The sequence below is a fragment of the Psychrobacter sp. van23A genome (genome assembly GCF_030845275.1).
In the GTDB taxonomy this organism is placed as follows: Bacteria; Pseudomonadota; Gammaproteobacteria; order Pseudomonadales; family Moraxellaceae; genus Psychrobacter; species Psychrobacter faecalis.
In genome coordinates this window covers 2555520-2578349 of sequence record NZ_CP132595.1, presented here as the reverse complement: position 1 = coordinate 2578349, position 22830 = coordinate 2555520, and the positions used below count along the sequence as shown (strand labels likewise).

Sequence of the window (22830 nt, the reverse complement as noted above, 5' to 3'; positions counted from 1 at the left end):
TAATAAAAAGGTTTTAACGTCAAGCAGTTGCGCAAATCATCCATCCTATAAAGTGTGATAAAAGGTCACCATAAAGGCTATGGTTAATGAGCGTAAAAACGCTACAATCCGTTAACTGAATAAATGTGATTGCTGCTTGAATTATACAGGTTAGCACCACATATCATGATATATTAACTTTGTTTTAAATCTATATTTTTACATCTACGTATCAAGCCTATGTTTTAAGCAAAGTCGTCTGAGAGTAAACGCTTTAACCGCTCAGTTATTCATTTTAGTTCGTTTATTTATTATTTTGCTCAGGTTTTTAGAGTCATTAAATCTAAGTAAAAATAATAATTTGCAGCTAGGCATTGAATAGTGAGACATACGTTTATATATAGACGTCACGTGTTTAGTAAACACACCAATAAGTAAGGGATGGGAATAACTAGTGAGCGACATGGTAAAAAATACCTTATTGTGGCTGGTGGTGATCGGTGTTTTAGTGCTGGTGTTTAGCGGCTTTGACAAATCATCTGAGCCGGATAATCTTAACTACTCGGAGTTCGTGACCGCCGTGTCAGAAAACCAAGTAGCCAGTGTTGAAATCGATGGCGAGCAAATCACCGGCGAGAAGAAAAATGGTTCATCATTTGAGACCATTCGTCCAGCTGTGACTGATGATCAGCTGATGCCACTATTGCGCGAAAACCAAGTTGAAGTTCAGGGCACCGCGCCTAAGCGTCAAAGTGTTTTGATGCAACTGCTAATAGCCAGTTTCCCAATTTTATTGATTATTGGTCTGTTTTTATTCTTTATGCGTAATATGCAGGGCGGTGCTGGCGGCAAAGGCGGCGGTCCAATGAGCTTTGGCAAATCAAAAGCCAAAATGCTGACCGAAGACCAAATCAAGGTGAACTTTGATGACGTTGCTGGCTGTGAAGAAGCCAAAGAAGAAGTCGTCGAGGTTGTTGAGTTTTTACGCGACCCTGATAAATTTACTAAGCTTGGCGCGACGATTCCACGTGGAATCTTAATGGTTGGTCCTCCAGGTACGGGTAAAACACTATTGGCAAGAGCCATTGCTGGTGAAGCCAAAGTACCCTTCTTCTCGATTTCAGGTTCTGACTTTGTTGAGATGTTTGTCGGTGTTGGTGCCTCACGTGTGCGGGATATGTTTGAGCAAGCGAAGAAGAGCGCGCCTTGTATTATCTTTATTGATGAGATTGATGCGGTCGGTCGTCATCGTGGCTCTGGTATGGGCGGCGGTAACGACGAGCGCGAGCAGACATTGAACCAATTATTGGTTGAAATGGATGGTTTTGAAGGTAACGAAGGCGTTATTGTCATCGCGGCAACTAACCGTGCAGATGTCCTTGATAAAGCATTATTGCGCCCAGGTCGTTTTGACCGTCAGGTGCAAGTAGGTCTGCCCGATATTAAAGGTCGCGAGCAAATCCTAAAAGTGCATCTACGCAAATTACCAAATACTATTGGTGTTGATGCCCATGCATTGGCACGTGGTACGCCGGGCTTCAGTGGTGCGCAGCTTGCCAACCTTGTTAACGAAGCGGCGTTATTTGCCGCGCGTCGTAACAAACGTAGCGTTGATATGAATGACTTTGAAGACGCAAAAGACAAGCTATATATGGGTCCTGAGCGCAAATCTATGGTTATCCGTGAAGAAGAGCGCCGCGCGACAGCCTATCATGAAGCGGGTCACGCGTTGGTTGCAGAATTGCTACCAGGCACCGATCCTGTTCATAAAGTGACGATTATGCCGCGTGGCTTTGCCCTTGGTGTGACTTGGCAGCTACCTGAGCATGATCAGACCAGCATGTATAAATCAAAAATGCTTAACGATATTGCGATATTGTTTGGTGGCCGTATTGCTGAAGAAGTCTTTATCAATCAAATGTCAACGGGCGCTTCAAACGACTTTGAACGTGCGACCAAAATGGCACGCGCGATGGTAACCAAATATGGTATGTCAGATGCGCTAGGCATCATGGTTTACGAAGACGATGATAGCTCACAAGGTTACTTTGGTGGTGGCGGTCGGACGATCTCGGAAGCCACGCAGCAAAAAGTTGATGAAGAAGTACGCCGTATGCTAGAAGAGCAATACGATATCGCCCGCGAATTGATTGAAGGCAATCAAGACAAAATGCATGCGATGGTAGATGCGCTGATGAAATGGGAAACCATTGACCGCGATCAGTTGCAGGATATTTTGGCAGGTGAAGAGCCTCGTCCGCCAAGAGTCTATCAGCCTAATGAAGTAGACTTATCGAAAACTGATATTAAACCGACGAACTCTACACCGCCGCCATTACCAGCGATGTAGTTTCTCGTTTATTACAATCTCATAGATAGTCGATAAAAAGCCCTTTTTGATAAAGGGCTTTTTTGTGGGCGTCATTTGACGAAGGCTTTAGGACGGAATAAGATTTGCTGCTATCATGGACGTTTATAATCTTAAACAGTGTAAATACCGCTAACACAGTTCTTTAAAATACAATTTATAATGGATAAGTTATGTCATTATTCCAGCATTTACCCAGCTATAAAGTAACGAGCCGCGATAAAACTTTAGATTTATCACAGCCGCATATTATGGGGATCTTAAACGTCACACCTGATTCCTTTTCTGATGGCGGACGGTTTACTGCGATTGATAGCGCCATCATTCACGCTAAAGACATGATAGGCGCGGGTGCAACCATTATTGATATTGGCGGTGAGTCTACGCGGCCCAATGCCGCTGCTGTGTCTACCGAAGAAGAAGTGCAGCGTGTCGTGCCAGTCGTCAAAGCGATTCGCCAACAGCTAGGTAGTCTAAACAAGGATATTTGGTTATCTATTGATACCAGTAATCCTATCGTTATGCAGGCAGCGTTTGAAGCGGGCGCTGATATTTGGAATGATGTTCGCGCGCTGAAGCGTGAAGGCGCAGCAGAGATGGCAGCTAAGCTTGATATTCCTGTCATGCTGATGCACATGCGCGGTGAGCCTACGACGATGAACAATCTTGCTCAGTATGATGATGTGATTAAAGAAGTCAGTACCGAGCTAACAGCGCGTATCGCTGAAGTGACAAACGCGGGCATCAAGCGCGAAAAAATCATTATCGATCCAGGTTTTGGCTTTGCAAAAAACTATGAGCATCATTGTGCGTTATTAAGTCAGCTCGAACGTCTGCAAACGCTCGGATTGCCAATGATGTTTGGTATTTCACGTAAGCGTTTTTTAGCTGAAGTATTAAGCAAAAGCGGAGTCGAAGCGTTTGCCAATACTCAAGCGCTAGAGCGTGACGCGGTAGGAACGGCGGCGGGGATTTTTGCACTACAACAGGGCGCTAGTATTATCCGCACCCATAATGTCGCTATGATGCAGCAAGCGGTGACGCTATGGCAGCAATTATCGGCGTATAATCAAAGCTGATAGGCTAATAGCTTTTTATAAGCTGGCTGTTGCTAGATTGCCTTTTATAGACGAGGCTTTTATAAGCACGGCTGACTCCTGTTATTTATTAATCTTACTATTTATTTAACGTCTATTTAGTTAAATACCATTTAAACCTATGGGAATATTTTTATGACAATTAGCAATCAACCAGAGCCAAACAAGCAACCAGAACCCACCCTCGAGCAACGCCGCATTATTTATCAAGCACGCCGTGGCTTAAAAGAATTGGACTTTTATATTGATCCTTATATTAAAGAGTTATATTTAACTGCCGACCCGAGTGAACAGGCGACTTTCGCAGAAATGCTGACCCATGAAGACCCAGATTTATTGGATTATTTTACCAACCAAAGCCGTCCAGAAAATGCAGCGATATGGGATTTGGTTAATAAAATTAAAACATGGCGTCATAGTAAAAGTTAAACGTAACCATTAAGGTTTTTTCAAAGTACCAGCCTTTTAGATAGAGGCTTTGAATACATAAAATCCTGCTTGGATGCTAACGATGACATTGCTAAGCTCCTTACGTATCGACGCGCCAATCCAGCCTGCGAGCCGTATACGTTTGATGTTTTATCTGCTTTTGGTCAGTGCGCTGCTGATATTGGCAGCGCTTGCGTCATTGGCGTTGTGGCAGTATGTACTCATATTGATTGTAAGTGCCGCTACCCTAAGCTATTTAGCGCTATCGCGACCGATTTTACTGCATCTAAGCCAGCCGCCCTTAAATAAGAGCATCTATCAACATTGGCAACTTCTGATGCGGAGCAGTCGCGGCGATAACTTGTGGCAAGCTGAGCTGGTCGCAGTCAGCAGCTATTCTTGGGTGATATGCTTTAAATTTTTATTGTCAAAGAACCTTATCAGCGCCCTTTAGCAGTCGCGATATTTCGGGATCAAGTCAGCGCCGAGCAATGGCGCAAATTGTCTATTTTAGCCAATAGCGTTTCTGCTAAAATGGCGTAAATAAAGACCACGCGTTAAGAAAATAATACAAGTAGCGTCATCTATATGGTGCAATTCTTTATATATCTTTTCCTACCTCTCATTTCATCCTTTCAATCACTAACATGCCGCTACATGCCATAACAAAACGTCTATCTAGGCTAAGTAAGGGTTTTGCTATAGTAATCATAATCGTCAAAATCTTATTTGTTTTATTATTTAAGGATTTGCCATATCCGTGGCGAATAGATTTTTAGATGAGTAAAGAAGATCAGATATTTGACGATACATTATTTATAATAAAAGGACGATATCATGAGCTTATTAGGAAACTTAGTCAGCCAAGTGGCGCGCAGTGCGATGGACCCAGAGGATAGACAACGCAACCCGGTCAACCAACGTATTAATCCACGCCGCACCGGTGGTTTAGGCGATATATTGGGCAGTGTATTAGGTGGTGGCACCCAGCCAAGTGGCTACAATCCACAGCAGTATGAGCGCCGCAGTGATAATGGTTTTGGTTTAGATGACATCATCGGCGGGCTTACGGGCGCAAACCAGCGCGGCGGTATGAGTGCAGGCGCGGGTGGACTTGGCGATATTTTAGGTAGCGTCTTAAGTGGTCAAATGGGTGGCGGTCGAACCTCGCGCGCGGGATTTGGTGGTAAAGGTATGCTGATCGCTGCATTGATGCCGATGGTACTCAGTTGGATCAAACGCAATGGTGGTTTGAGTGGCGCTTTATCAAAAATCACTGGCATGGGTTACGAGAATCAAGCGCGTTCTTGGATGAGTAACCAAGAGGTCAATGATAATCTTGATCCTAATGAGATTACCCGTCTATTTGATGAAAGTGAGATTCAGCAGGTAGCGGCGCATACCGGCGCAAATGAGATGGAAGTTCACCAAGGTCTGGCTGAGCTACTGCCTGAGGTTATGAACCAATTAACGCCAAATGGCAATTTGGAAAATGAACCTGAAGCCAATGAAGAGATTGACCAAATTATCAATCAGTTATCAAATCGATTAGGCACATTAAAGTAAAATAATTGTCCTTTATAAATCTTCCTTTCCGTCATTAAGAAAAGAGTGCATATACATGCGCTCTTTTTTTTGTTTTAGCTTAGCAAAAATACTTACATTCTAACGCGATAAGGGCGCAGAGTTTTCTATGTGAGTCGAGTGCTAAAAAGATAGATATGTTAAGAACCGTGACTAAAGTCGCTAAGAAGATTCAAAAAATTTATGATAACGGTATAATTTATTTAAGGCTACTTCATAGCTTTGCATGTTATTACCCAGTTTCTTTAAAAAGCTTTATATAAAGTCATGCGATATAAAGGTATAAGTATTTTACAAGGATATTACTCATGCCATTTAAGCCTATCCAAGCAGCAATTGCCATCTTAGTTGGTTTGATTATCTGGTTTGTGATTCCTGTACCAAATGGGGTAACACCAGAAGCATGGCATATGCTGGCCTTATTCATCGCCACCATTGTGGCCATCATCGGTAAAGTCTTGCCCATCGGGGCGATTGCCATTATCGCCGTTATGTTGGTGGCGCTGACTGGGGTGACTAATGACAGTCCAAAAGACGCCATCGCTGATGCCTTATCGAGCTATTCAAGCCCGCTGATTTGGCTCATCGGTATTGCGGTAATGATATCGCGAGGACTTATAAAAACGGGTTTGGGGCGGCGTATTGCTTATTACTTCATCTCGATATTTGGAAAAAAGACCATTGGCGTTGCTTATTCGTTAAGCGCAGCGGAGCTGATGATAGCGCCGATTACCCCTTCTAATACCGCTCGTGGTGGCGGTATTATTCACCCCATTATGCGGTCAATTGCGCAAAGCTTTCATTCAACGCCAGAAGAGGGCACGCAAAATAAAATTGGCCGTTATCTAGCGATGGTTAATTATCACGCTAATCCGATTACTTCTGGTATGTTTATTACCGCCACCGCGCCAAACCCACTGGTGGTAGATTTGGTCAATAAAGCCACAGGGAGTGAGATTCAGCTGTCATGGACGACGTGGGCAGTGGCCATGTTTATACCGGGGATGCTCTGTTTATTATTGATGCCGTTGGTTATTTATCTGATTTATCCGCCCGATGTCAAAGTCACCCCAGATGCCAAACAGTTTGCTAAAGACAATCTAAGCGAGATGGGGCAGGTGAGCACGCAGGAAAAAATCATGTTGGGCGTCTTCGCTTTAATGCTGATATTGTGGGCCAATATTCCAGCACTAATCTTTGGTGAACAATTAAGTGTCGATGCGACAACCACTGCTTTTATCGGTTTGACGGCGCTTATACTGACAGGCGTATTAACTTGGGATGACGTGCTTAAAGAAAAATCAGCATGGGATACCATTGTATGGTTTGGGGCACTGATTATGATGGCGTCTTACCTCAATAAATTAGGCTTGGTTGGCTGGTTCTCAAGCAACATCGAATCAATGATTGGCGTGATAGGCGTCGGCTGGATCGGCGCTGTGGTGATTTTGACGTTGGTTTATTTGTATATTCATTACTTTTTTGCCAGTACCACCGCCCATATTACCGCCTTGTTTGCTGCTTTTTATGCAGTAGGGTTAAGCCTAGGCGCGCCGCCGATGTTATATGCGCTTATTTTAGCAGCGGCAGGCAATATTATGATGACGCTGACCCATTATGCAACAGGTACGGCGCCGGTTATTTTTAACTCGGGCTATGTGACCCTAGGAGAGTGGTGGATTATCGGCGCCATCATGAGTGTGGTCAATCTTGTGGTATGGATAGGCGCAGGTTTGATTTGGTGGAAACTGCTTGGTTATTATTGATAAATAGACTGATAATATTATGAATCATCGATGATTTTGCTCAAATTGGTTAGAAGCGCTCATCTAAGGTATCTAACGTATAATTTAACGCCTCAAAGCAGATATCGGTATTGAAGCCACGATATTGCAAAAATCGTAGCTGGCGAGCCTTGTCTTTTTGCTCAGTTGGGATGTTATCGCCATATTTTTTGGTACGGGCGGTGACGGCAAGTTTTAGCCAATCGACGCCTTCGACCAAGTTATCGGTATCTTCCTCGATAAATTCACTAAACTCTTCAGATTCGACATTAGCCATGTCTATCAGCTCATCAATATTGCCGGGCATGGCTATCTTTTTATGATAGAACTCTTGCTTAATACGAGCGCGTCCGCGTCCTTTACGGATATTTTCTCGTATCAACATCAGCGTGGTACGATAATCGCTTTGATAGCCTTTTTCTGCAAACTCATCAAGTAGGGCATCAATTTTATCGGGGTCTTGTTCTTTGTCTAGCAGCTTTTGTTTGAGTTCAGCTTTACCGTATTCACGGCGCGATAGATAATAAAATGCCAACCAGCGCAAACGGCTTTCGGCTTTGATGGCGTCGATATCCGCTTGGCGTTGCTCAGGCGTACGCAAATAGGCTTTAAGCGCCGCAGGTAGGTTGTCTGTTTGATTATTAGCTTGATGGTTTAATTCACTATGACCTTTAGCAGTGTTACTGTCTGTATGGTCATTATCTTCGCTACTATGAACATCGTGTTTGACCTCGGCAAGTAGCTGTTTAATACTTTGCGCTTCTGGTGGCTGATAGGCAGGTACGTTATTAGGCTCAGGAATGAAATTTGCCGCTGGATGAAAGTTTTTTTTGCGCTTTTTGTTTTTAGAAGGTTTTTTATTATAAGAGGAAGATGAGACAAGCGAGTCTATATCCGCTATAGCATCGTCCTGTAAAGGTGTTGCTTCTTTTTTTGTATAAGTCGTATGTTTAGCCCTTTTCCTGGACTTTTCTTGATAGGGCTGCTGAGAATTTTTAGCAGACTCAGAGGATTTGGTAGACTTTTTGGATTTGGTAGACTTTTTGGATTTGGCAGGAGTAGCACTCGCTGAATCGGCTTCCGACTCAGCGAGTATTTCAGCTAAGGTTTTAATTTTCATAATCAATCATGATAGACAATCATATTCTACAAAAAATCTATTATTGCACAGGCTCAGGAGCAAAGTCTTGTTCAGGCTCTTCCTTGTCTGGAGCTTTATTAGGGTCGACTACGCCAAGTTTTTCAGCCCGAATTTTCGCTTCGATCTCTTCAGCAATTGCAGGGTTTTCTTTTAAAAACAGTACCGAATTGGCTTTACCTTGGCCGATTTTTTCATCGCCATAGCTATACCACGAGCCTGCTTTACCAACTGCGCCAATCTCAACGCCCAAATCAATCACTTCTGCTAGATGGTTGGTACCTTCACCGTAAGTGATTTCAAATTCAGCTTGACGGAATGGCGGCGCCATCTTATTTTTGATAACTTTGACGCGGGTTTGGTTACCGATGATATCATCGCCATTTTTTACCGCCCCGATACGGCGGATATCCATACGTACGGACGCATAGAATTTTAGTGCATTACCACCGGTTGTGGTTTCAGGGCTACCAAACATAACGCCGATTTTCATACGAATCTGGTTGATAAAGACCACCATACAGTTCGAGCGTTTGGCATTACCGGTGATTTTACGCAGCGCTTGGCTCATCAAACGTGCCTGCAGACCCATGTGCGAATCGCCCATTTCACCCTCGATTTCTGCTCGCGGGGTTAGCGCCGCGACGGAGTCGATGACAATCATATCAACTGCCCCTGAGCGCACTAACATATCGGTAATCTCAAGCGCTTGCTCGCCATTGTCTGGCTGTGACACGAGTAAATCGTCGGTATTTACCCCAAGTTTACGGGCGTAAACTGGGTCAAGAGCGTGCTCGGCATCGATAAAGGCACAAACGCCGCCTTGCTTTTGACATTCGGCAATCGCTTGCAAGGTCATGGTGGTTTTACCAGAGCTTTCAGGACCGTAAATCTCAACGATACGACCTTTTGGTAGACCGCCAATACCAAGCGCGATATCTAGACCCAATGAGCCGGTAGAGACCACATCGGCGTCAAGCGTGGCTGAGTCGTCACCAAGATGCATAATGGTGTTTTTACCAAATTGCTTTTCAATTTGACCTAATGCCGCTTTGAGGGCTTTGGCTTTATTTTCGTCCATGTAGGACTCCTTGTGAAAAATAATAAATATAAGATGGTCTGGTTATGTCAAACGTGGCATTTAAAACGATAGGTTTAAAGCGTTTGTTAAATAACGACTTGCTCAGTGAAATCACTCACGACTTTCATCATCAGTAAACGACACGTTTGGCAAGTTTGAGGTAGAGGGTTATAGTGGGTTTAAGACAGTGATATCGGCTATATCACCTTACTATACAGTAAAAACGAATCATGATAAAAGCAAAAAAAAGTTCATAGATGCGAATGCTCATTTGCCATAATAATGGCTGTAGGTTTATCTTTGCGATACTGGTCGCGCTATTCTGTGTTATATCGCTGTTGTTTAGATAAGGCTATTATAACAAAAGCCAAGCCCAATATTTAGCGTAGCAAGCGGCTAAACGACAGTGAATGTCGCCTATTATTCTACTGATATTATGACGAAGTAGTTATGCTTTGCCCTATATTTTGAACTTAATAACAGGGCGGTTTGTCAATAGTTTTGTAAGTTGTCCACAATAAAAAAAGTATTTTTATTTGTAGGTTGTGAAACATTGATAAGCTTTAAATTAATTTGAAAAAAATTAAAAATATATTATTTATCTTTTAAATATGTCGTAAGTAATTGATTTATAATGCTTTTAAAATTGTACAAAAAATGAACGATTTTACCTAACCCTTTAAGCTATCTAAGGAAATGCTTGTCAAGTAGCGACTTATACACAGGGTTATCCACAGCTTATGGGGAGAACTCAGCAAACCCTTATGTTACCGATGTTTGCGCAGACATAAAAACTTAGAGACAGGCGAAATATTGATGATTTCTATTTTTGCAACTTTAAATTTAATAAAGAAATTGTTCTGTTACGCCTATGTTTCACATAATGCCTGCGCCTACAGGGCGTTCAATAACAGCCTTGAATGGCTCAATATCTTAAAAACGACATGCAAAGCCTTATATGTCAAGGGCTATGCTAAAAGTAGCAAAATTCAGCTAAAAGCGGAAAAATGAATTGGCATAAAAAAACGGCTAAGTACGTTATTAGTATCTTAGCCGCTATCGTGCAGGAATGCTAGGGTTACGCTACCAAGCCTAATCCTTGATATAGATCAAATCCCAAACGCCGTGTCCGCGCTCTAAACCGCGGCGCTCAAACTTAGTCATTGGACGAAAGTCAGGACGGACGGTGAAATTACCTGCGCCTGCTTGATTGGTCAGTCCAGCAAAAGCATCTAAAACCTCAACCATCCAAAAGGCATAATGTTCCCAGTCGGTCGCCGTATGGAACCAGCCGCCTTGTTTTAAGCTGCGCGTAACAATTGTCATGCGCTCAGGACTGACAAAACGGCGTTTATAGTGGCGCTTTTTTTGCCACGGATCAGGGAAGTAAAGCTGAATGCGGTCGATATGATTTTCTGGTAGCTGCTTGAGCAATTGGATGGCATCACCGTTGATGATTTTAACGTTGGTTAACCCTTGCGTCCCTGCCATATAGGCGCATTTACCGATGCCTGGCTCATGGACTTCAACACCAACAAAATTGCGCGTCGGCTCTGCGGCGGCCATCTCGATAAACGAATCGCCTAGACCAAAACCAATCTCTAAAGTCAGCGGCGCATCACTGCCATTCGGGCTATCTGCAAATAACGCGCGTAAATCGTTAATGCCCTCAAGATTGCCATCACCGAAACTGTTATTGACCAAGTAATGCGCAAACTCTGGCGCAGTCAATGCCAGTTCGGCATTTTTATTCATGTGCGTCCGCCGTTTCATAAAGGTATTAACGATACGAATGTGCTTGTCCGTTGACTCTTCAGTCTGACTGCTGGCATCAGTATCCACATCCACGTTATCAGTATTAACGCTATCAGTGTTAATGTTAGAAGCGGTTTGCATTTCTGTGTTCATGGTATCAGCGGTATTGGGGTTTTGCGCATCAGTCGTATCGTTACCACTACTATTGATGTCATTGTGCTTAGGATGTTGACTCATAGGATTAACAAAGCTTAATTAAGTAGATAAAGTTGCCTCATTATAAGTGAAATCGTCACCACTGTGAACGCACAATACAGTTTTAGCGCACCCGCTATAACGCTTATAACTTTATAGGCTGTTTGTATATATAGGTTTCATATATATGGGTTTTCTACGCAGGGCTTTTGGCGTTATCATATAGCCAGCATGTTTTAAAAATAAGGGTTTAAAAATAACCACTTAATCAGAAACGTTGGATAAAAAAACGATATACAAATCCGCGCGTTAATATTTATGCTTAATAATCAGTAAGGCCTATCACCATGTTATTTATCGAGACGGATTCGCCGCCACCGTTTTATCAAGAACAGCTGAGCGCTGCTAAACGCGAACAACTGGATAAATGGTTTATCAGTCAGCGTAGCCAGTCGTATTATCTTAAACGCTTTAAGGAGTTTGATGAGCAAGGCTACCTGTCGCCTAAATGGCACTGGGCGGCGTTCTTTGTCACCTTTCCTTGGCTGTTGTATCGCAAGCGCTATATGGATGCGATTGTATATAGCGTCGCAGGTTGGTCATTTATTCAACTGAATGTGGCGCTGATATTGGTAGCGTTTGAGTTTGTGGCGATGCCTTTTATTGCCGATGCGTATCAGATGGGCATACGTATCGCTATCGCGGCGCTGATTTGGCTGTTTTGGTCGTTTATGGTGGCACGCTGGACAGATGCTTATTATTACCGTATGGCACGGCGCGAGATTGCAGATGCTATCAATGATTATCCGCGCGATGAAGCGGCGCAAAAAGCGCATTTAAAAAAGGAAGGCGGGGTCAGTTTATTTGGCTTAGGCTTAGGCTTTGGATTTTTTGCTTTTGCATTAATGGTAATCAAGCTACAGTTTTTGCCCATTGTCGCCAAGCCTAAAGAAAATGAAATATTATTTGATGCGTATGATACTGCTAAAACGGCACAAAATCGTGTGGCGCTTAGCTATCGGCAAACAGGACAGTGTCCGCTTAATCTGCCTTTAGATATGGGCACGCAGCAAGTCAATATCGCGGTTGATACCCAAGCTGCTGGCGTGACAAACACCGATTGCGCAGTTATCGCTACCATTCAAAACGTCAAATTTCCATTACGTTATTTAAATGAGCAGACGCTGGTTTTTTATCATCTGCCCGATAGTGATAATTGGCGCTGTACGACCTCGCTAAATAAAAGGCAAGCGCCTAAAGGCTGTAGCGAGGATTAATAAACGATAAAACTATAATAGCCGTTAGTTTTTAGAGTCAGCGGTCAGATCGTCTTTTTCATCGGCGGGTATGGATTGGTTTTTTAGCGCGTCATAAAAGTCCGTCAAATCCATTTTACGGGCTTTATCGATATCTTCATCAAATAAGCTCTCAAGCTCCGCTATGGCTGATTGTGCCGATTCAATCATACTGGCTTCGTCGTCATAGATCGCTTGCTGGCGTTCAATCAAATCATCATCATAATCGCGGAAAGTTTGGACGGTTTCGCGTGCTTTTTCTGCTGAGATACCAAGTAGTTGTAGCGACTCACGTGACATATCTAAAGACGATAAATAGGTCTCACGCCAAATATGACGGACGCCGACTTCACGCAAACGGTAATAATGCTGGCGGTCACGGGCGCGTGCTAAGACAATCATATCAGGATAGTTTTTACGCAAATATTGAGCGGTGGTAATAGAGCGCTCTACATCGTCGATGGCAAGGATAAAAACGCGTGCTTTTTTGATACCGGCGGCGCGTAGTATCTCGGGGTTTTTTGGATCGCCATAATAGACTTGGTTACCAAATTTACGCACGAAATCGACGCGATTTGCCGAGCGCTCAATCGCTGTAAATTCGATGTTGTGCATACGCAGCACCCGACCGATAATCTGCCCCACACGCCCAAAACCGGCAATAATCACCTGATGCTCATCGTCAGGAATGGTATCGTACTCGCGGCTGGGTTTTCTTTTGGCAAAGAGCGGCTCACCGATTTTTTCTAAGAGTAAAAATGCCAGTGGCGTCAGTGCCATAGAGATGGTGACGATAAGGTTTAAAGTGTTGGCAAGCTCAGGACGCAATACATTTTGCACGCTCGCCACACTGAATAATACAAAGGCAAATTCACCACCTTGAGCGAGGGTAACCCCCAAACGAATACTGGTCGGCCAGCGATTGCCCGATACTTTTGCAATCGCAGTAATCACCGCAAATTTAATCACCATCAACGCCATAGCGCAGCCGATGATAAAGATAGGCTTTGCTAAGATGAGTTTGACATCGGTGAGCATGCCGACCGACATAAAAAACAGCCCTAACAGCAAGCCTTTAAACGGCTCGATACTGGCTTCTAGCTCATGACGATATTCAGAATCCGCCAGCAATACGCCAGTCAAGAATGCACCTAATGCCATCGATAGGCCAATTTGTCCCATTAAAATAGACACGCCCATGACGATAAATAAAGCGACGGCGGTTAAAAGTTCTGAAGCACCGCTAGATGCCACAAATTTAAAGAAAGGTCGAATGATATAACGGCTGGCAAAGATAAGTCCGGCAAAAACGGCAAATACTTTACCAAAATAAATCAAATCGTAGCTTTGCTCGCGCACCCCTGATAAAAACGGAATGACGGCTAATAAAGGGATAACGGCGATATCTTGGAATAATAAAATGGTAAAGGCTTCACGGCCATGGGTACTAGAAAGCTGCTGTTTCTCTGTTAATATTTGCAGGACAAAAGCAGTGGATGACAGCGCCAAACCAAAGCCGACGATAAAAGCAGTATCGAGCGGCAAGGTAAAAAACTGGTGTAACAGCCACATCAATAGCGTGCCTGTCAGACCGACTTGTAATCCCCCGAGGACAAATATCGAACGCCGTAGCGCCCATAATCGTGAAGGCTGCAACTCAAGACCGATAATAAACAACAGCATGACCACGCCAAACTCGGAAAAGTGCAATAAGCTCTCGGCGTCGCCTGCAACGTCTAAACCACTGGGGCCCAATATTAAACCAGTAATCAGATATCCTAACACCGTCGCAATACCGAAACGCTTGCCAAGTGGTACAAACAGCAGCGCTGCCCCCAAGAAAATTGTAGCTTGTAACATCAAGTTTGGTGAGCCGGCGGCGGCAGCGAGCATCTGGAATCCTTAGCGGTAACGATAAAATAAGCAGTAAAACGGGGTAGATCAATAGTCAAAAATTTTGAACATCGTTTATTTTTTACGATAAATCTTCCATACGCCATTGTCTGCCAGCGGATTGCTATAAGCATCGTTACGGCGTTTCCGCGGGGTCTGACGACTGTCGACGATTTTAAAATCAGGTAGGGCATGAACGATAAGCCCCGTGCGGTAAAAGCGTACGCGCTCAGGCTCTAGCATCTCGCCCTTGGTATCGCGGCAAAATACATATGCGCGCAAATCAATAAATTCACGATGCGCCACCAAACGTGCCTCATCATCATTGTCAAATACGGCACTCATACGGGCGATTTCATCGGCACTATAATCGCCACATTTATCGGTCAGCGCTCCGACCGAGCCAAAACTTTTGGATTCTTTGGCGCGGGTCTTGGTCAGATGTAACCTTTGCACATGATAAATAAACTGCGGTATCTCAAGGCTGGCGGGCAAAGGCAAATAGTCGGGTGGCAGATTGGCCGCCGGATAAAATGCCATCGCGCGCTCAAGCAGACTGTGCCAACGCTGCTGATAAGCTTGGACTTCGGCTAAATTGCCTTCATAAATCGGCATATCACGAATTTGCCGCAAAATATCAGGCGGAAACTGCTCATCTCGAAAGCTGGCAATATCTTCTTGCAGCGTCGATAGCAATGCTTTGGCATGCTTTTTACCCTCGCTTGAGATAGGGTCATCAATGTAGCTTGGAGCAACGAAAGGAGCTGAGCGTCTTGACATGGCAGAAAATAATCCAGTAGTGGCAAATTGGGCGTTTCAGCTTTAAGTATACAGAATTTAGATAAAAAATATGGCGACGCGGCCAAATTTCCCATGATTTTTAACATCCTATTACAATGAAAAAAGTCACCTGATATAAGCTTGTTTAAAATTAACTCTCTTTCTTAGGCGCTTTTTTTTATGGATAATGGCTCTAAATACTTCCTAAATCATCATAATCGGCGGAGCTTCTTAAGAATTTTTAGTAGAGTGATTTTAAAAATTACCGGTGCAGGATTGGCGCTAGTATTTGGATTTTGGTTGCTACTGGCGTCAAATATGGGACCGGTTTATCTGCCACAGTTTATGGACGGCGCGCTAGATTTTTGGATTCGCATGACGCTGTTGGGGCTGGGGCTAAGTATTTGGCTCATAACAGCAGTTTGGTTCATTTGGTTTGTGCTGCGTTATAGCCATTACTTGATAAAGTACTATTTGACAAAACGTCGCTTATAAATGAAACATAAATAGACGACGTTTTAATGGATAGTTGGTTTTAATGGATGGTTAGTTTTAATTGATTGTTATAAGAAGGGCACTGTTTTTGATATGTCGTATCTGGCTTATTAATGGCTAATGTTTAAAGTTTAGTGTCTTAGAAATCTTACCTAAAATCATGCCTAATGGTTGTGACCAATATGACTATTGCTATTAGTCGCCTGCTGGGAGATATCGCAGACTAAGGCGTCGCTATGGGTTTTGGTTTGCGGATGCGCTAAGCTTTCAACCTGTATCGTTGCGTGATGAATATCAAGCTCAAGAAGGCTCTGCTCTAAACTGGCAATCAAGATACTCGATTCATAAATACTCATTTCACCATCGACGACCACGTGACAAGATAGGGCGTTGAGACCGCTGGTGATACTCCAAACATGTAGGTCATGGACTTTTTGGACTTGTGGATGGGTAAGTAGTTTATCTTCGACCTCTACCAGTGAGATGCCTTCTGGCGTGCCTTCCATCAAGATATGTACCGAATCACGTACCACGCGATAACCACTAAATAAAATCAATATGGCCACAATGACCGACGCTGCCGCATCTGCCCAAACCCAGCCAAAGCTCATCATCAAAAGCGCGGCAACGATAGCGGCAACCGAACCCATTAAGTCACTTAATACGTGCAAATAAGCACTTTGCATATTTAAATTAACTGGTGCTTTAGCTTCAGTTTGTCCATCTTGCTGTGCATGGTTGTCGCCATGGTTATGATTATGTGCATGCCCATGCGTATCAGTGCCGCGACTGCCGCGATGCATCAGCCAAGCGACCACAATATTGACCAGCATACCAATGGTCGCAACGATAAGCATCCCTTGGGTCGCAATCTCAGGCGGCGAGTTAAAACGTTTAATCGCCTCATAAAAAATCATGATGGCAATAATAACCAGCGTTGCACCATTGACCGTCGCCACCAAAATCTCAAAGCGTTTATAGCCAAAGGTTTTTTGATGGGTGGCCGCTTTTTCACCAATTTTAAAGGCCATTAACGTCGCGCCAAGCGCTACCGCGTCACTGAGCATATGACCAGCATCAGACAGCAGCGCCAAACTACCCGTGAGCCAGCCGCCAATGGCTTCGACAAACATATAGCCTGTAATGATGATAAAGCTAAACAGCAAAGTGCGCTGATAACCCTTGGTATCGCGCGGTGCAACCGTCTCTTCTAGATGCTCATCGTGGTCATGATGGTGTTGATTATCCTTGGTATACCTGTCTTGAATATTACTATTATCTGCATGATTTTGAGCATGTTTATGGGTATCAATCGCCGCATTCTGATGAGAATGGTCATGTTGTTTAGATTTCGGGCGCTCTTGATTCATAACAATACTCGGGATAATAAAAGGTGAAATAGAGGATTTATAAAGCTTTGATTGCTTATAAAGTTGGGCTTGCGATGCATAACCAGACAGTTATAGAGAATTTAGCACATTTACTAAAGGCTTGCTGTATCTAGGCAGTAAACGATATAAGGCGAATTTTGGCTAGCGTTCTTTATTGACGCTAATGTATAGAATGACGATTAAAACTGGCGCGGTGTATTCTAAGATTGAACGTTTACCAGCCGACAGGGTCGATATCTAAGGTCAGTTTTAGATATTTGGCGCTTGGCAAAGCAAGTACAGGTTGCCACCAGTGATTGAGTACCCTATGTAATTGCTGTCGGTCTTTGCCTAATAGCAGTAATTGCGCGTGGTAGCGGCTGTTCTTTTTACTCATCGGCGCATCGATAGGGCCGAGAACAGCAAGATTATGAGCGTTTGGAAGAATACCAACGGCATCTTTTAGCGCTTGCGTGGTGGCAGCTAACGTTTTACCTTCGCAGCGTATTAGGGCAGCATAACTATGCGGTGGCAAGCCCATCATTTTACGCTCTTGCAATAGCTCACGTGCGAATGATAAGTAACCGTCTTTTACCAATTTTAATAACAGCGCATTATCAGGTTGCAGCGTTTGAATAAGCACGCGCCCCGATTTGTCCCCGCGACCAGCACGGCCTGCCACTTGAATCATGAGCTGGGCGGTATGCTCCGGCGAGCGAAAGTCGGCGGACAAAAAACCGCGATCGGCATTAGGCAAGCAGACAAGCGTGACGTTGGGAAAATGATGACCTTTGGCGACCATTTGCGTACCGACTAAGATGGCAGGCTTGCCTTCATTGATACGCTGATAAATATTCTCCCAGCTGTCTTTACGTCTGGTGGTATCGCGATCGATTTGGATAATAGGATACAGCGCTTTACTGGTTTGCGGATTGGCAAAAATTGCATGCAAATTTTCACTTAGCCTCGTCGTTCCGATACCTTTGGCGTCCAAATTTTGACTACCACAATCAGGGCAAACCGTCGGAATATAGGCCTGCCAGTCGCAGTGATGACACTTTAAATAAGAGCTGTTTGAATAGGAATTGGATTGCGATTGGCTATTATAATGCACGGTTAAATGCGCATCACAGCGCGGGCAATCGGCTTGCCAACCGCACGCTTCGCAGAGCAAAACTGGCGCATAGCCGCGGCGATTTAAAAATATCAATACTTGGTCGCCCGCTTCTAGCGTTTGCCGTATCGCGCCGATAAGCGCGTCGGTCAATCCGGTATCATAACGTGCACCGTCGTCTGTCGTCTGTTGATGGGTGCTTTGCTGGCGCGCGTCAATCAGCTGCATGGTTGCAGGTTTGGCGTTACCAGGGCGAGTTTGCAGTTGGTATTCGATAAGCTTGCCATCATCGACCAGTTTTAGATGTTCAAGCGAAGGCGTCGCAGTACCAAGTACGACGGGAATATTGGCTTGGAGTCCGCGATACAGCGCGACGTCAGCGGCATGATAGCGCAGCGTGTCTTGCTGTTTATAAGAACCATCATGCGCTTCATCGACGACAATTAAGCCCAAATTCGCAAACGGATACAGCACCGCCGAGCGTGTACCGATGATAATTTGCGCGTGACCAGTACGGCAATCTTGCCAACCTTGCAGGCGGTGGGTATTGTTCATACCCGAATGTAATAAGACTATATGAGCGGCAAAGCGACTGGCAAAGCGCGCGCGCGTCTGCGGCGTCAATCCAATCTCTGGCACTAGTATCAAAACTTGTTTGCCCGCTTCCAAGACCGCTTGCATCGCTTGCAAGTAGACTTCAGTCTTACCACTACCGGTAATGCCATTTAATAAAAACCCCGTATATTGCTTATTTTCATGCGCAGCAATAATGCCATCGACGGCAAGCCGTTGCTCCTCATTTAGGTCAAGCGGCATTTTTGCTAAAGTAACGGGCGCGGGCGCAGATTTCGCTTCAATATAGCGCTCGATAAGCCCTTTTTCTTCTAGCATCTTTAAGAAGGGTCGCTGCATACCTTCTAATAATAGGACGTCTTCACTAGCGCCGTGCTCACCGTGTAGCTTAAGCATCTCAAACTGCTGCTTTTGTTTTTTGGCATTGCTATGAAAGTCAGCATCAGTGACGTGCGGTAAAATCCGCCAATGGGTAGTGAGTAAATCCAGCGGCTTACCTTGGCGTACGAGGGTTGGCAACATCACCGCTAACACGTCACCGAGCGGATAGTGGTAATAACGCGCCAGCCAATGCGCGAGCTTTAGCATATTGCTGTCTAAAATGGGCTCAGCATCTAAGCATTTATTAATAGGTTTGAGCTTATTCGTCGGTACGTCGCTAGCCGCTTCCTCAATATGAGCAATGACAATACCGATTAAGGTTTGACGACCAAAAGGTACCTCAACACGGCTACCAATCGCTGGTAGCGCCATGGCAGCGCCATTTGCTAATGTCGGCGTGTTTGCCGGCAAGCGGTAGTCAAATACCCGATAAAGGGGCACGGGCAGGGCAACTTGTAGCAACATAACTGGGCTTCGCAGTCTTTTATCGAATGAATAGAGGATAGAAACAACAACGCAAATCTAAACAGGCACAGACAAATAAGCTTAGCATGAAGCTAAGCTTATTATCATTTACTATAAACCAGTAATGCTCAGTAATGCTCAGTAATGCTCAGTAATGCTCAATAATCGTCTTATTCAATATACATGATAGATTCGATTTCAACCACACCGCCTTTAGGTAGCGCCGCCACTTGTACGGCAGCGCGGGCAGGATATGGCTCGCTTAAGTTGGCGATAAATACGTCGTTTAGCGCGGCAAAGTCATTTAAATCGGTTAAAGAGACGTTGAATTTAACCACATCATTTAAACTGCCACCGGCTGCCTCACAGATGGCTTTGATGTTTGCAAATACTTGCTTAGCTTGTGCTTCAAAGCCTTCTTTTAGCTCCATGGTATCAGGGTCAAAGCCCAGTTGACCGGAAATATAAACAGTATTGCCTACTTTTACCGCTTGTGAATAGGTGCCAACGGCGGCTGGCGCTTTATCGGTTTGAATGGTTTGACGGGTCATATGATTTCCTTATGATGTTTTTGATGTTTTTTGGTTAAAAAATTGGCCAAAAAATTTCAGGCGATATTAAATGCTCAATATTGAATGGATTTAAAAGGGATAGATTTTAACATGTATTTTAACGGCTTTTATAATTGATAAAGCCTAATAATATTAGGGAAGCCAAGTAGCGAACGCAACTCGCGAATGCCTTGCGCTAAATGATTGCGACTACGCACGACGATATGAATAATGGTGTCGCTGCTACGCACGTCGACCTTTTCGACCCCGATATTTAACTGGCGCAGATGATAAATCACTTCACTGATTTGCTCGTCGCTTAGAGCAATAGATAGTTTTAAGTAAGCAGGGAAGCGGATTTTGCTGTTATGTTCCCCGGATGAGTCGCCTTGCTTAATGGCTTTATCATTGCGCCAGCGCAGTTGGATAACTTGATAAGGATTGTCTTTACGGATATCGTCTAACGAAAAGCACTTATGGCGATGCACAACCAGACCATGACGTGATAAATGGCCAACGATAGGGTCGCCATAAATCGGATGACAACAATTGGCAAAATCAAGCTCAACGCCTGAAGCGTTGACAATCAATTGTTGCGGTTGGGTCATATCATCAACGCTTTCTTGCGATTGCATATCACTGACTTCATCGCTAAACAAACGGGTGACCACCAGTTGCGGCAGCAGCGTGCCCGAGCTGATTTGCTCAAACAGCGCATTTTTTTCTGTTAGACCCCGCCATTCGGTCAGGTTTTTCCAATCGCTTTCGGTCAAATCATCGAGGCTTTTCTGATAGGTTTTTAGCGCGCGGTCTAAAGCCTCTCTGCCATGATGCTGTTTATCTGCAGGCGATAAGTCTTTAAACCAACGTAAAATCTCCACGCGGGCTTTATTGGTCACCACAAAGCCGAGCCATTCCGCTTTTGGTTCAGAATGACTGCTGACTTCAATCTCGACCAACTGCCCGTTTTTCAGCACCGTCCCGAGTTTTGCATGCTTGTTATCGACATTGGCACCGACCGCGACATTGCCCACCATAGGGCCGACGGCGTAAGCAAAGTCTAGGGCTGTGGCGCCTTGTGGCAGCTCATAAGCGCGGCCTTGCGGGCTGTAGCAGATGATTTTACTCGAGTGTAGATAATCCATCAGCTCATTAATAGTAGAAACGGCCGCGGAAAAATCAGGACTGTCGGCATCTAACGTGTCTTCGTCAACCAAGTCTTTCATATTACGCAGTGATGCTTGAATAACCGACTGGCTGACATCGGAGGCGTGTTCGGCACCAATAACGCCAAGCCTTGCCGCGTTTTGCATTTGCTTGGTTAAGATGGTGACTTTAACAAAATCATTGTCACGCTCATAAATAAGGGTGAGCGACTGATTGCCACCGGGCAGCGGACGCCGAATGTTATCGGCGATATGACTGTCATCAATCTGATATTTTTTAATGAGATAATAAGCGAGCTTGTCACAAGCTTCGATGTTATCAAGCACAATCTCAAACGCATAATGGCGCAGTAGCGCATTGATTTCACCGCGATTACGGAAAAACTGCCGGAAGATAACCACGCGATTGTCTAAAACTTTGACCATGCCATTCAGATCAAGGTTGTTTAGCACAATGCTCAAGTAGCGATGAATGGCTTCTCTTTGAAAATTACGCCCAAGTCCATGTTGCAGCAGCTTATCAGACAGCTTGTTATACATATCAGAATCAAGATTACGATAACAAAGCACTTCGATATAATCGGCAATGTCATTGAGGCCCATCAAGCGCGCAAAAGGTACATAAAAATCTAACGTTTCTTGTGCAGTAGTTCGCTGTTTTTCGGGGCGTACCGCATCGAGCGTCGACATATTGTGCAAGCGGTCAGCCAGTTTAATAATCAAGACGCGCGGGTCAGCAAGGGTAGCGGTCAAGATTTTATGAAAGGTGGCGGCTTTGTTTTCTTGCTTGTTATGGGTTGATGATTTTAATTTGGTCACGCCATCGACCAGTCTGGATACTATTTTACCGTAACGCTGCTCAATATCTTCAGCGGTAACCTCGGTATCTTCTACCGTATCATGAAGGATTGCTGCAATAATGGTATCGCGATCCAAGCGAAAGCCTGCCAATATTTCGGCGACGGCAATCGGATGCGTGATATAAGGCTCCCCTGATTTACGCTTATCTTTGATATGCGCTATATCACCGAACTCACAGGCATCAATAATATCACTACGTTCAGCCGCAGTGAGATAACCTACTGAGCGCAGCAGGTTGTATTGAGCATCATCAACTAAAGGATGACTGAGTTTGGGCAAGGTTTGAGTCATAAGGTGGTAATCCTATTTTCCAATACCTATTTATCAGTTCAGGACGGTTCGTCGGCTACGGACTTTTAATGGGTTCAGGACTGTTGGGTAAATGATAGCTGGATGAATAAGCGGCGGTTATGCAAAAGAGTAAGCTATTAGGTCAAAGCATACTAACTTAAAACGCACAAAGCGAAAAGAGGGCA

Annotated in this window: 17 protein-coding genes; 8 read left to right on the top strand and 9 right to left on the bottom strand. The window is 44.4% G+C overall.

Annotated features, from left to right (window positions below):
* The first annotated feature begins 433 nt into the window (after nt 1-433).
* The 6 genes from ftsH (at nt 434) to RAH45_RS10925 (ending at nt 7223) form a co-directional block, all read left to right on the top strand.
* Nucleotides 434-2329: an ATP-dependent zinc metalloprotease FtsH gene (gene ftsH, locus RAH45_RS10950; protein WP_068403805.1), complete on the top strand. Its 1896-nt coding sequence runs from the start codon at nt 434-436 to the stop codon at nt 2327-2329.
* A 191-nt stretch (nt 2330-2520) separates the two neighbouring features.
* Nucleotides 2521-3426, top strand: coding sequence for a dihydropteroate synthase (gene folP / locus RAH45_RS10945; protein ID WP_068403807.1), 906 nt, complete (start codon nt 2521-2523; stop codon nt 3424-3426).
* A gap of 153 nt (nt 3427-3579) precedes the next feature.
* On the top strand, nt 3580-3873 hold the full coding sequence (locus RAH45_RS10940; RefSeq protein ID WP_068403808.1) for an FAD assembly factor SdhE: 294 nt from the start codon (nt 3580-3582) through the stop codon (nt 3871-3873).
* Between the two features lie 82 nt (nt 3874-3955).
* Nucleotides 3956-4327: a hypothetical protein gene (locus tag RAH45_RS10935; RefSeq protein ID WP_227678281.1), complete on the top strand. Its 372-nt coding sequence runs from the start codon at nt 3956-3958 to the stop codon at nt 4325-4327.
* A 383-nt stretch (nt 4328-4710) separates the two neighbouring features.
* Nucleotides 4711-5439, top strand: a complete 729-nt coding sequence (locus RAH45_RS10930; protein WP_068403810.1) for a YidB family protein — start codon at nt 4711-4713, stop codon at nt 5437-5439.
* 326 nt (nt 5440-5765) lie between these two features.
* Nucleotides 5766-7223 (top strand): anion permease, encoded by a 1458-nt coding sequence (locus RAH45_RS10925; protein ID WP_068403812.1) that lies wholly within the window; start codon nt 5766-5768, stop codon nt 7221-7223.
* A gap of 49 nt (nt 7224-7272) precedes the next feature.
* Here the strand turns inward: RAH45_RS10925 and RAH45_RS10920 are convergent, their stop codons facing one another.
* The 3 genes from RAH45_RS10920 to trmB form a co-directional block, all read right to left on the bottom strand.
* The gene (locus RAH45_RS10920; protein ID WP_068403814.1) at nt 7273-8361 is read right to left on the bottom strand and encodes a regulatory protein RecX; all 1089 of its coding nucleotides are present in this window, start codon (nt 8359-8361) and stop codon (nt 7273-7275) included.
* A 40-nt stretch (nt 8362-8401) separates the two neighbouring features.
* Nucleotides 8402-9460: a recombinase RecA gene (recA, locus tag RAH45_RS10915; RefSeq protein ID WP_068403815.1), complete on the bottom strand. Its 1059-nt coding sequence runs from the start codon at nt 9458-9460 to the stop codon at nt 8402-8404.
* A gap of 1092 nt (nt 9461-10552) precedes the next feature.
* Entirely contained in the window at nt 10553-11368 is an 816-nt protein-coding gene (gene trmB / locus RAH45_RS10910; protein WP_068403853.1) for a tRNA (guanosine(46)-N7)-methyltransferase TrmB, read from the bottom strand.
* 389 nt (nt 11369-11757) lie between these two features.
* Here trmB and RAH45_RS10905 point away from each other — a divergent pair, with 389 nt between their 5' ends.
* Complete coding sequence (locus tag RAH45_RS10905; RefSeq protein ID WP_068403817.1) at nt 11758-12687, top strand: DUF2628 domain-containing protein; 930 nt, start codon at nt 11758-11760, stop codon at nt 12685-12687.
* A 24-nt stretch (nt 12688-12711) separates the two neighbouring features.
* Here the strand turns inward: RAH45_RS10905 and RAH45_RS10900 are convergent, their stop codons facing one another.
* Both RAH45_RS10900 and RAH45_RS10895 read right to left on the bottom strand, forming a co-directional pair.
* A complete protein-coding gene (locus tag RAH45_RS10900) occupies nt 12712-14598 on the bottom strand; it encodes a monovalent cation:proton antiporter-2 (CPA2) family protein (RefSeq protein ID WP_068403818.1) in 1887 nt (628 codons plus the stop codon).
* Nucleotides 14599-14673: 75 nt separating this feature from the next.
* Nucleotides 14674-15378: a hypothetical protein gene (locus tag RAH45_RS10895; protein WP_068403819.1), complete on the bottom strand. Its 705-nt coding sequence runs from the start codon at nt 15376-15378 to the stop codon at nt 14674-14676.
* Between the two features lie 180 nt (nt 15379-15558).
* Between RAH45_RS10895 and RAH45_RS10890 the strand changes: the two genes are divergently transcribed.
* Nucleotides 15559-15873, top strand: coding sequence for a hypothetical protein (locus RAH45_RS10890; RefSeq protein ID WP_068403821.1), 315 nt, complete (start codon nt 15559-15561; stop codon nt 15871-15873).
* Between the two features lie 164 nt (nt 15874-16037).
* Here RAH45_RS10890 and RAH45_RS10885 read toward each other — a convergent pair whose 3' ends face one another.
* The 4 genes from RAH45_RS10885 to RAH45_RS10870 all read right to left on the bottom strand — a co-directional run bounded on the left by RAH45_RS10885 (nt 16038) and on the right by RAH45_RS10870 (nt 22645).
* A complete protein-coding gene (locus tag RAH45_RS10885; protein WP_068403822.1) occupies nt 16038-17243 on the bottom strand; it encodes a cation diffusion facilitator family transporter in 1206 nt (401 codons plus the stop codon).
* Nucleotides 17244-17478: 235 nt separating this feature from the next.
* Nucleotides 17479-19776: a primosomal protein N' gene (locus RAH45_RS10880; protein WP_068403823.1), complete on the bottom strand. Its 2298-nt coding sequence runs from the start codon at nt 19774-19776 to the stop codon at nt 17479-17481.
* 170 nt (nt 19777-19946) lie between these two features.
* Complete coding sequence (locus RAH45_RS10875) at nt 19947-20327, bottom strand: RidA family protein (protein WP_068403824.1); 381 nt, start codon at nt 20325-20327, stop codon at nt 19947-19949.
* Between the two features lie 128 nt (nt 20328-20455).
* Nucleotides 20456-22645: a RelA/SpoT family protein gene (locus RAH45_RS10870; RefSeq protein WP_068403825.1), complete on the bottom strand. Its 2190-nt coding sequence runs from the start codon at nt 22643-22645 to the stop codon at nt 20456-20458.
* Between the last annotated feature and the right edge of the window lie 185 nt (nt 22646-22830).

What these genes read in the sequence shown, in the direction of transcription:
- RAH45_RS10920 (WP_068403814.1), bottom strand. Translation starts at nt 8,361, where the DNA reads ATGAAAATTAAAACCTTAGCTGAAATACTCGCTGAGTCGGAAGCCGAT.
- RAH45_RS10870 (WP_068403825.1), bottom strand. Translation starts at nt 22,645, where the DNA reads ATGACTCAAACCTTGCCCAAACTCAGTCATCCTTTAGTTGATGATGCT.
- RAH45_RS10930 (WP_068403810.1), top strand. Translation starts at nt 4,711, where the DNA reads ATGAGCTTATTAGGAAACTTAGTCAGCCAAGTGGCGCGCAGTGCGATG.
- RAH45_RS10880 (WP_068403823.1), bottom strand. Translation starts at nt 19,776, where the DNA reads ATGTTGCTACAAGTTGCCCTGCCCGTGCCCCTTTATCGGGTATTTGAC.
- folP (WP_068403807.1), top strand. Translation starts at nt 2,521, where the DNA reads ATGTCATTATTCCAGCATTTACCCAGCTATAAAGTAACGAGCCGCGAT.
- recA (WP_068403815.1), bottom strand. Translation starts at nt 9,460, where the DNA reads ATGGACGAAAATAAAGCCAAAGCCCTCAAAGCGGCATTAGGTCAAATT.
- RAH45_RS10935 (WP_227678281.1), top strand. Translation starts at nt 3,956, where the DNA reads ATGACATTGCTAAGCTCCTTACGTATCGACGCGCCAATCCAGCCTGCG.
- RAH45_RS10885 (WP_068403822.1), bottom strand. Translation starts at nt 17,243, where the DNA reads ATGAATCAAGAGCGCCCGAAATCTAAACAACATGACCATTCTCATCAG.
- RAH45_RS10925 (WP_068403812.1), top strand. Translation starts at nt 5,766, where the DNA reads ATGCCATTTAAGCCTATCCAAGCAGCAATTGCCATCTTAGTTGGTTTG.
- RAH45_RS10905 (WP_068403817.1), top strand. Translation starts at nt 11,758, where the DNA reads ATGTTATTTATCGAGACGGATTCGCCGCCACCGTTTTATCAAGAACAG.
- trmB (WP_068403853.1), bottom strand. Translation starts at nt 11,368, where the DNA reads ATGAACACAGAAATGCAAACCGCTTCTAACATTAACACTGATAGCGTT.
- RAH45_RS10900 (WP_068403818.1), bottom strand. Translation starts at nt 14,598, where the DNA reads ATGCTCGCTGCCGCCGCCGGCTCACCAAACTTGATGTTACAAGCTACA.
- RAH45_RS10895 (WP_068403819.1), bottom strand. Translation starts at nt 15,378, where the DNA reads ATGTCAAGACGCTCAGCTCCTTTCGTTGCTCCAAGCTACATTGATGAC.
- RAH45_RS10940 (WP_068403808.1), top strand. Translation starts at nt 3,580, where the DNA reads ATGACAATTAGCAATCAACCAGAGCCAAACAAGCAACCAGAACCCACC.
- RAH45_RS10875 (WP_068403824.1), bottom strand. Translation starts at nt 20,327, where the DNA reads ATGACCCGTCAAACCATTCAAACCGATAAAGCGCCAGCCGCCGTTGGC.
- RAH45_RS10890 (WP_068403821.1), top strand. Translation starts at nt 15,559, where the DNA reads ATGGATAATGGCTCTAAATACTTCCTAAATCATCATAATCGGCGGAGC.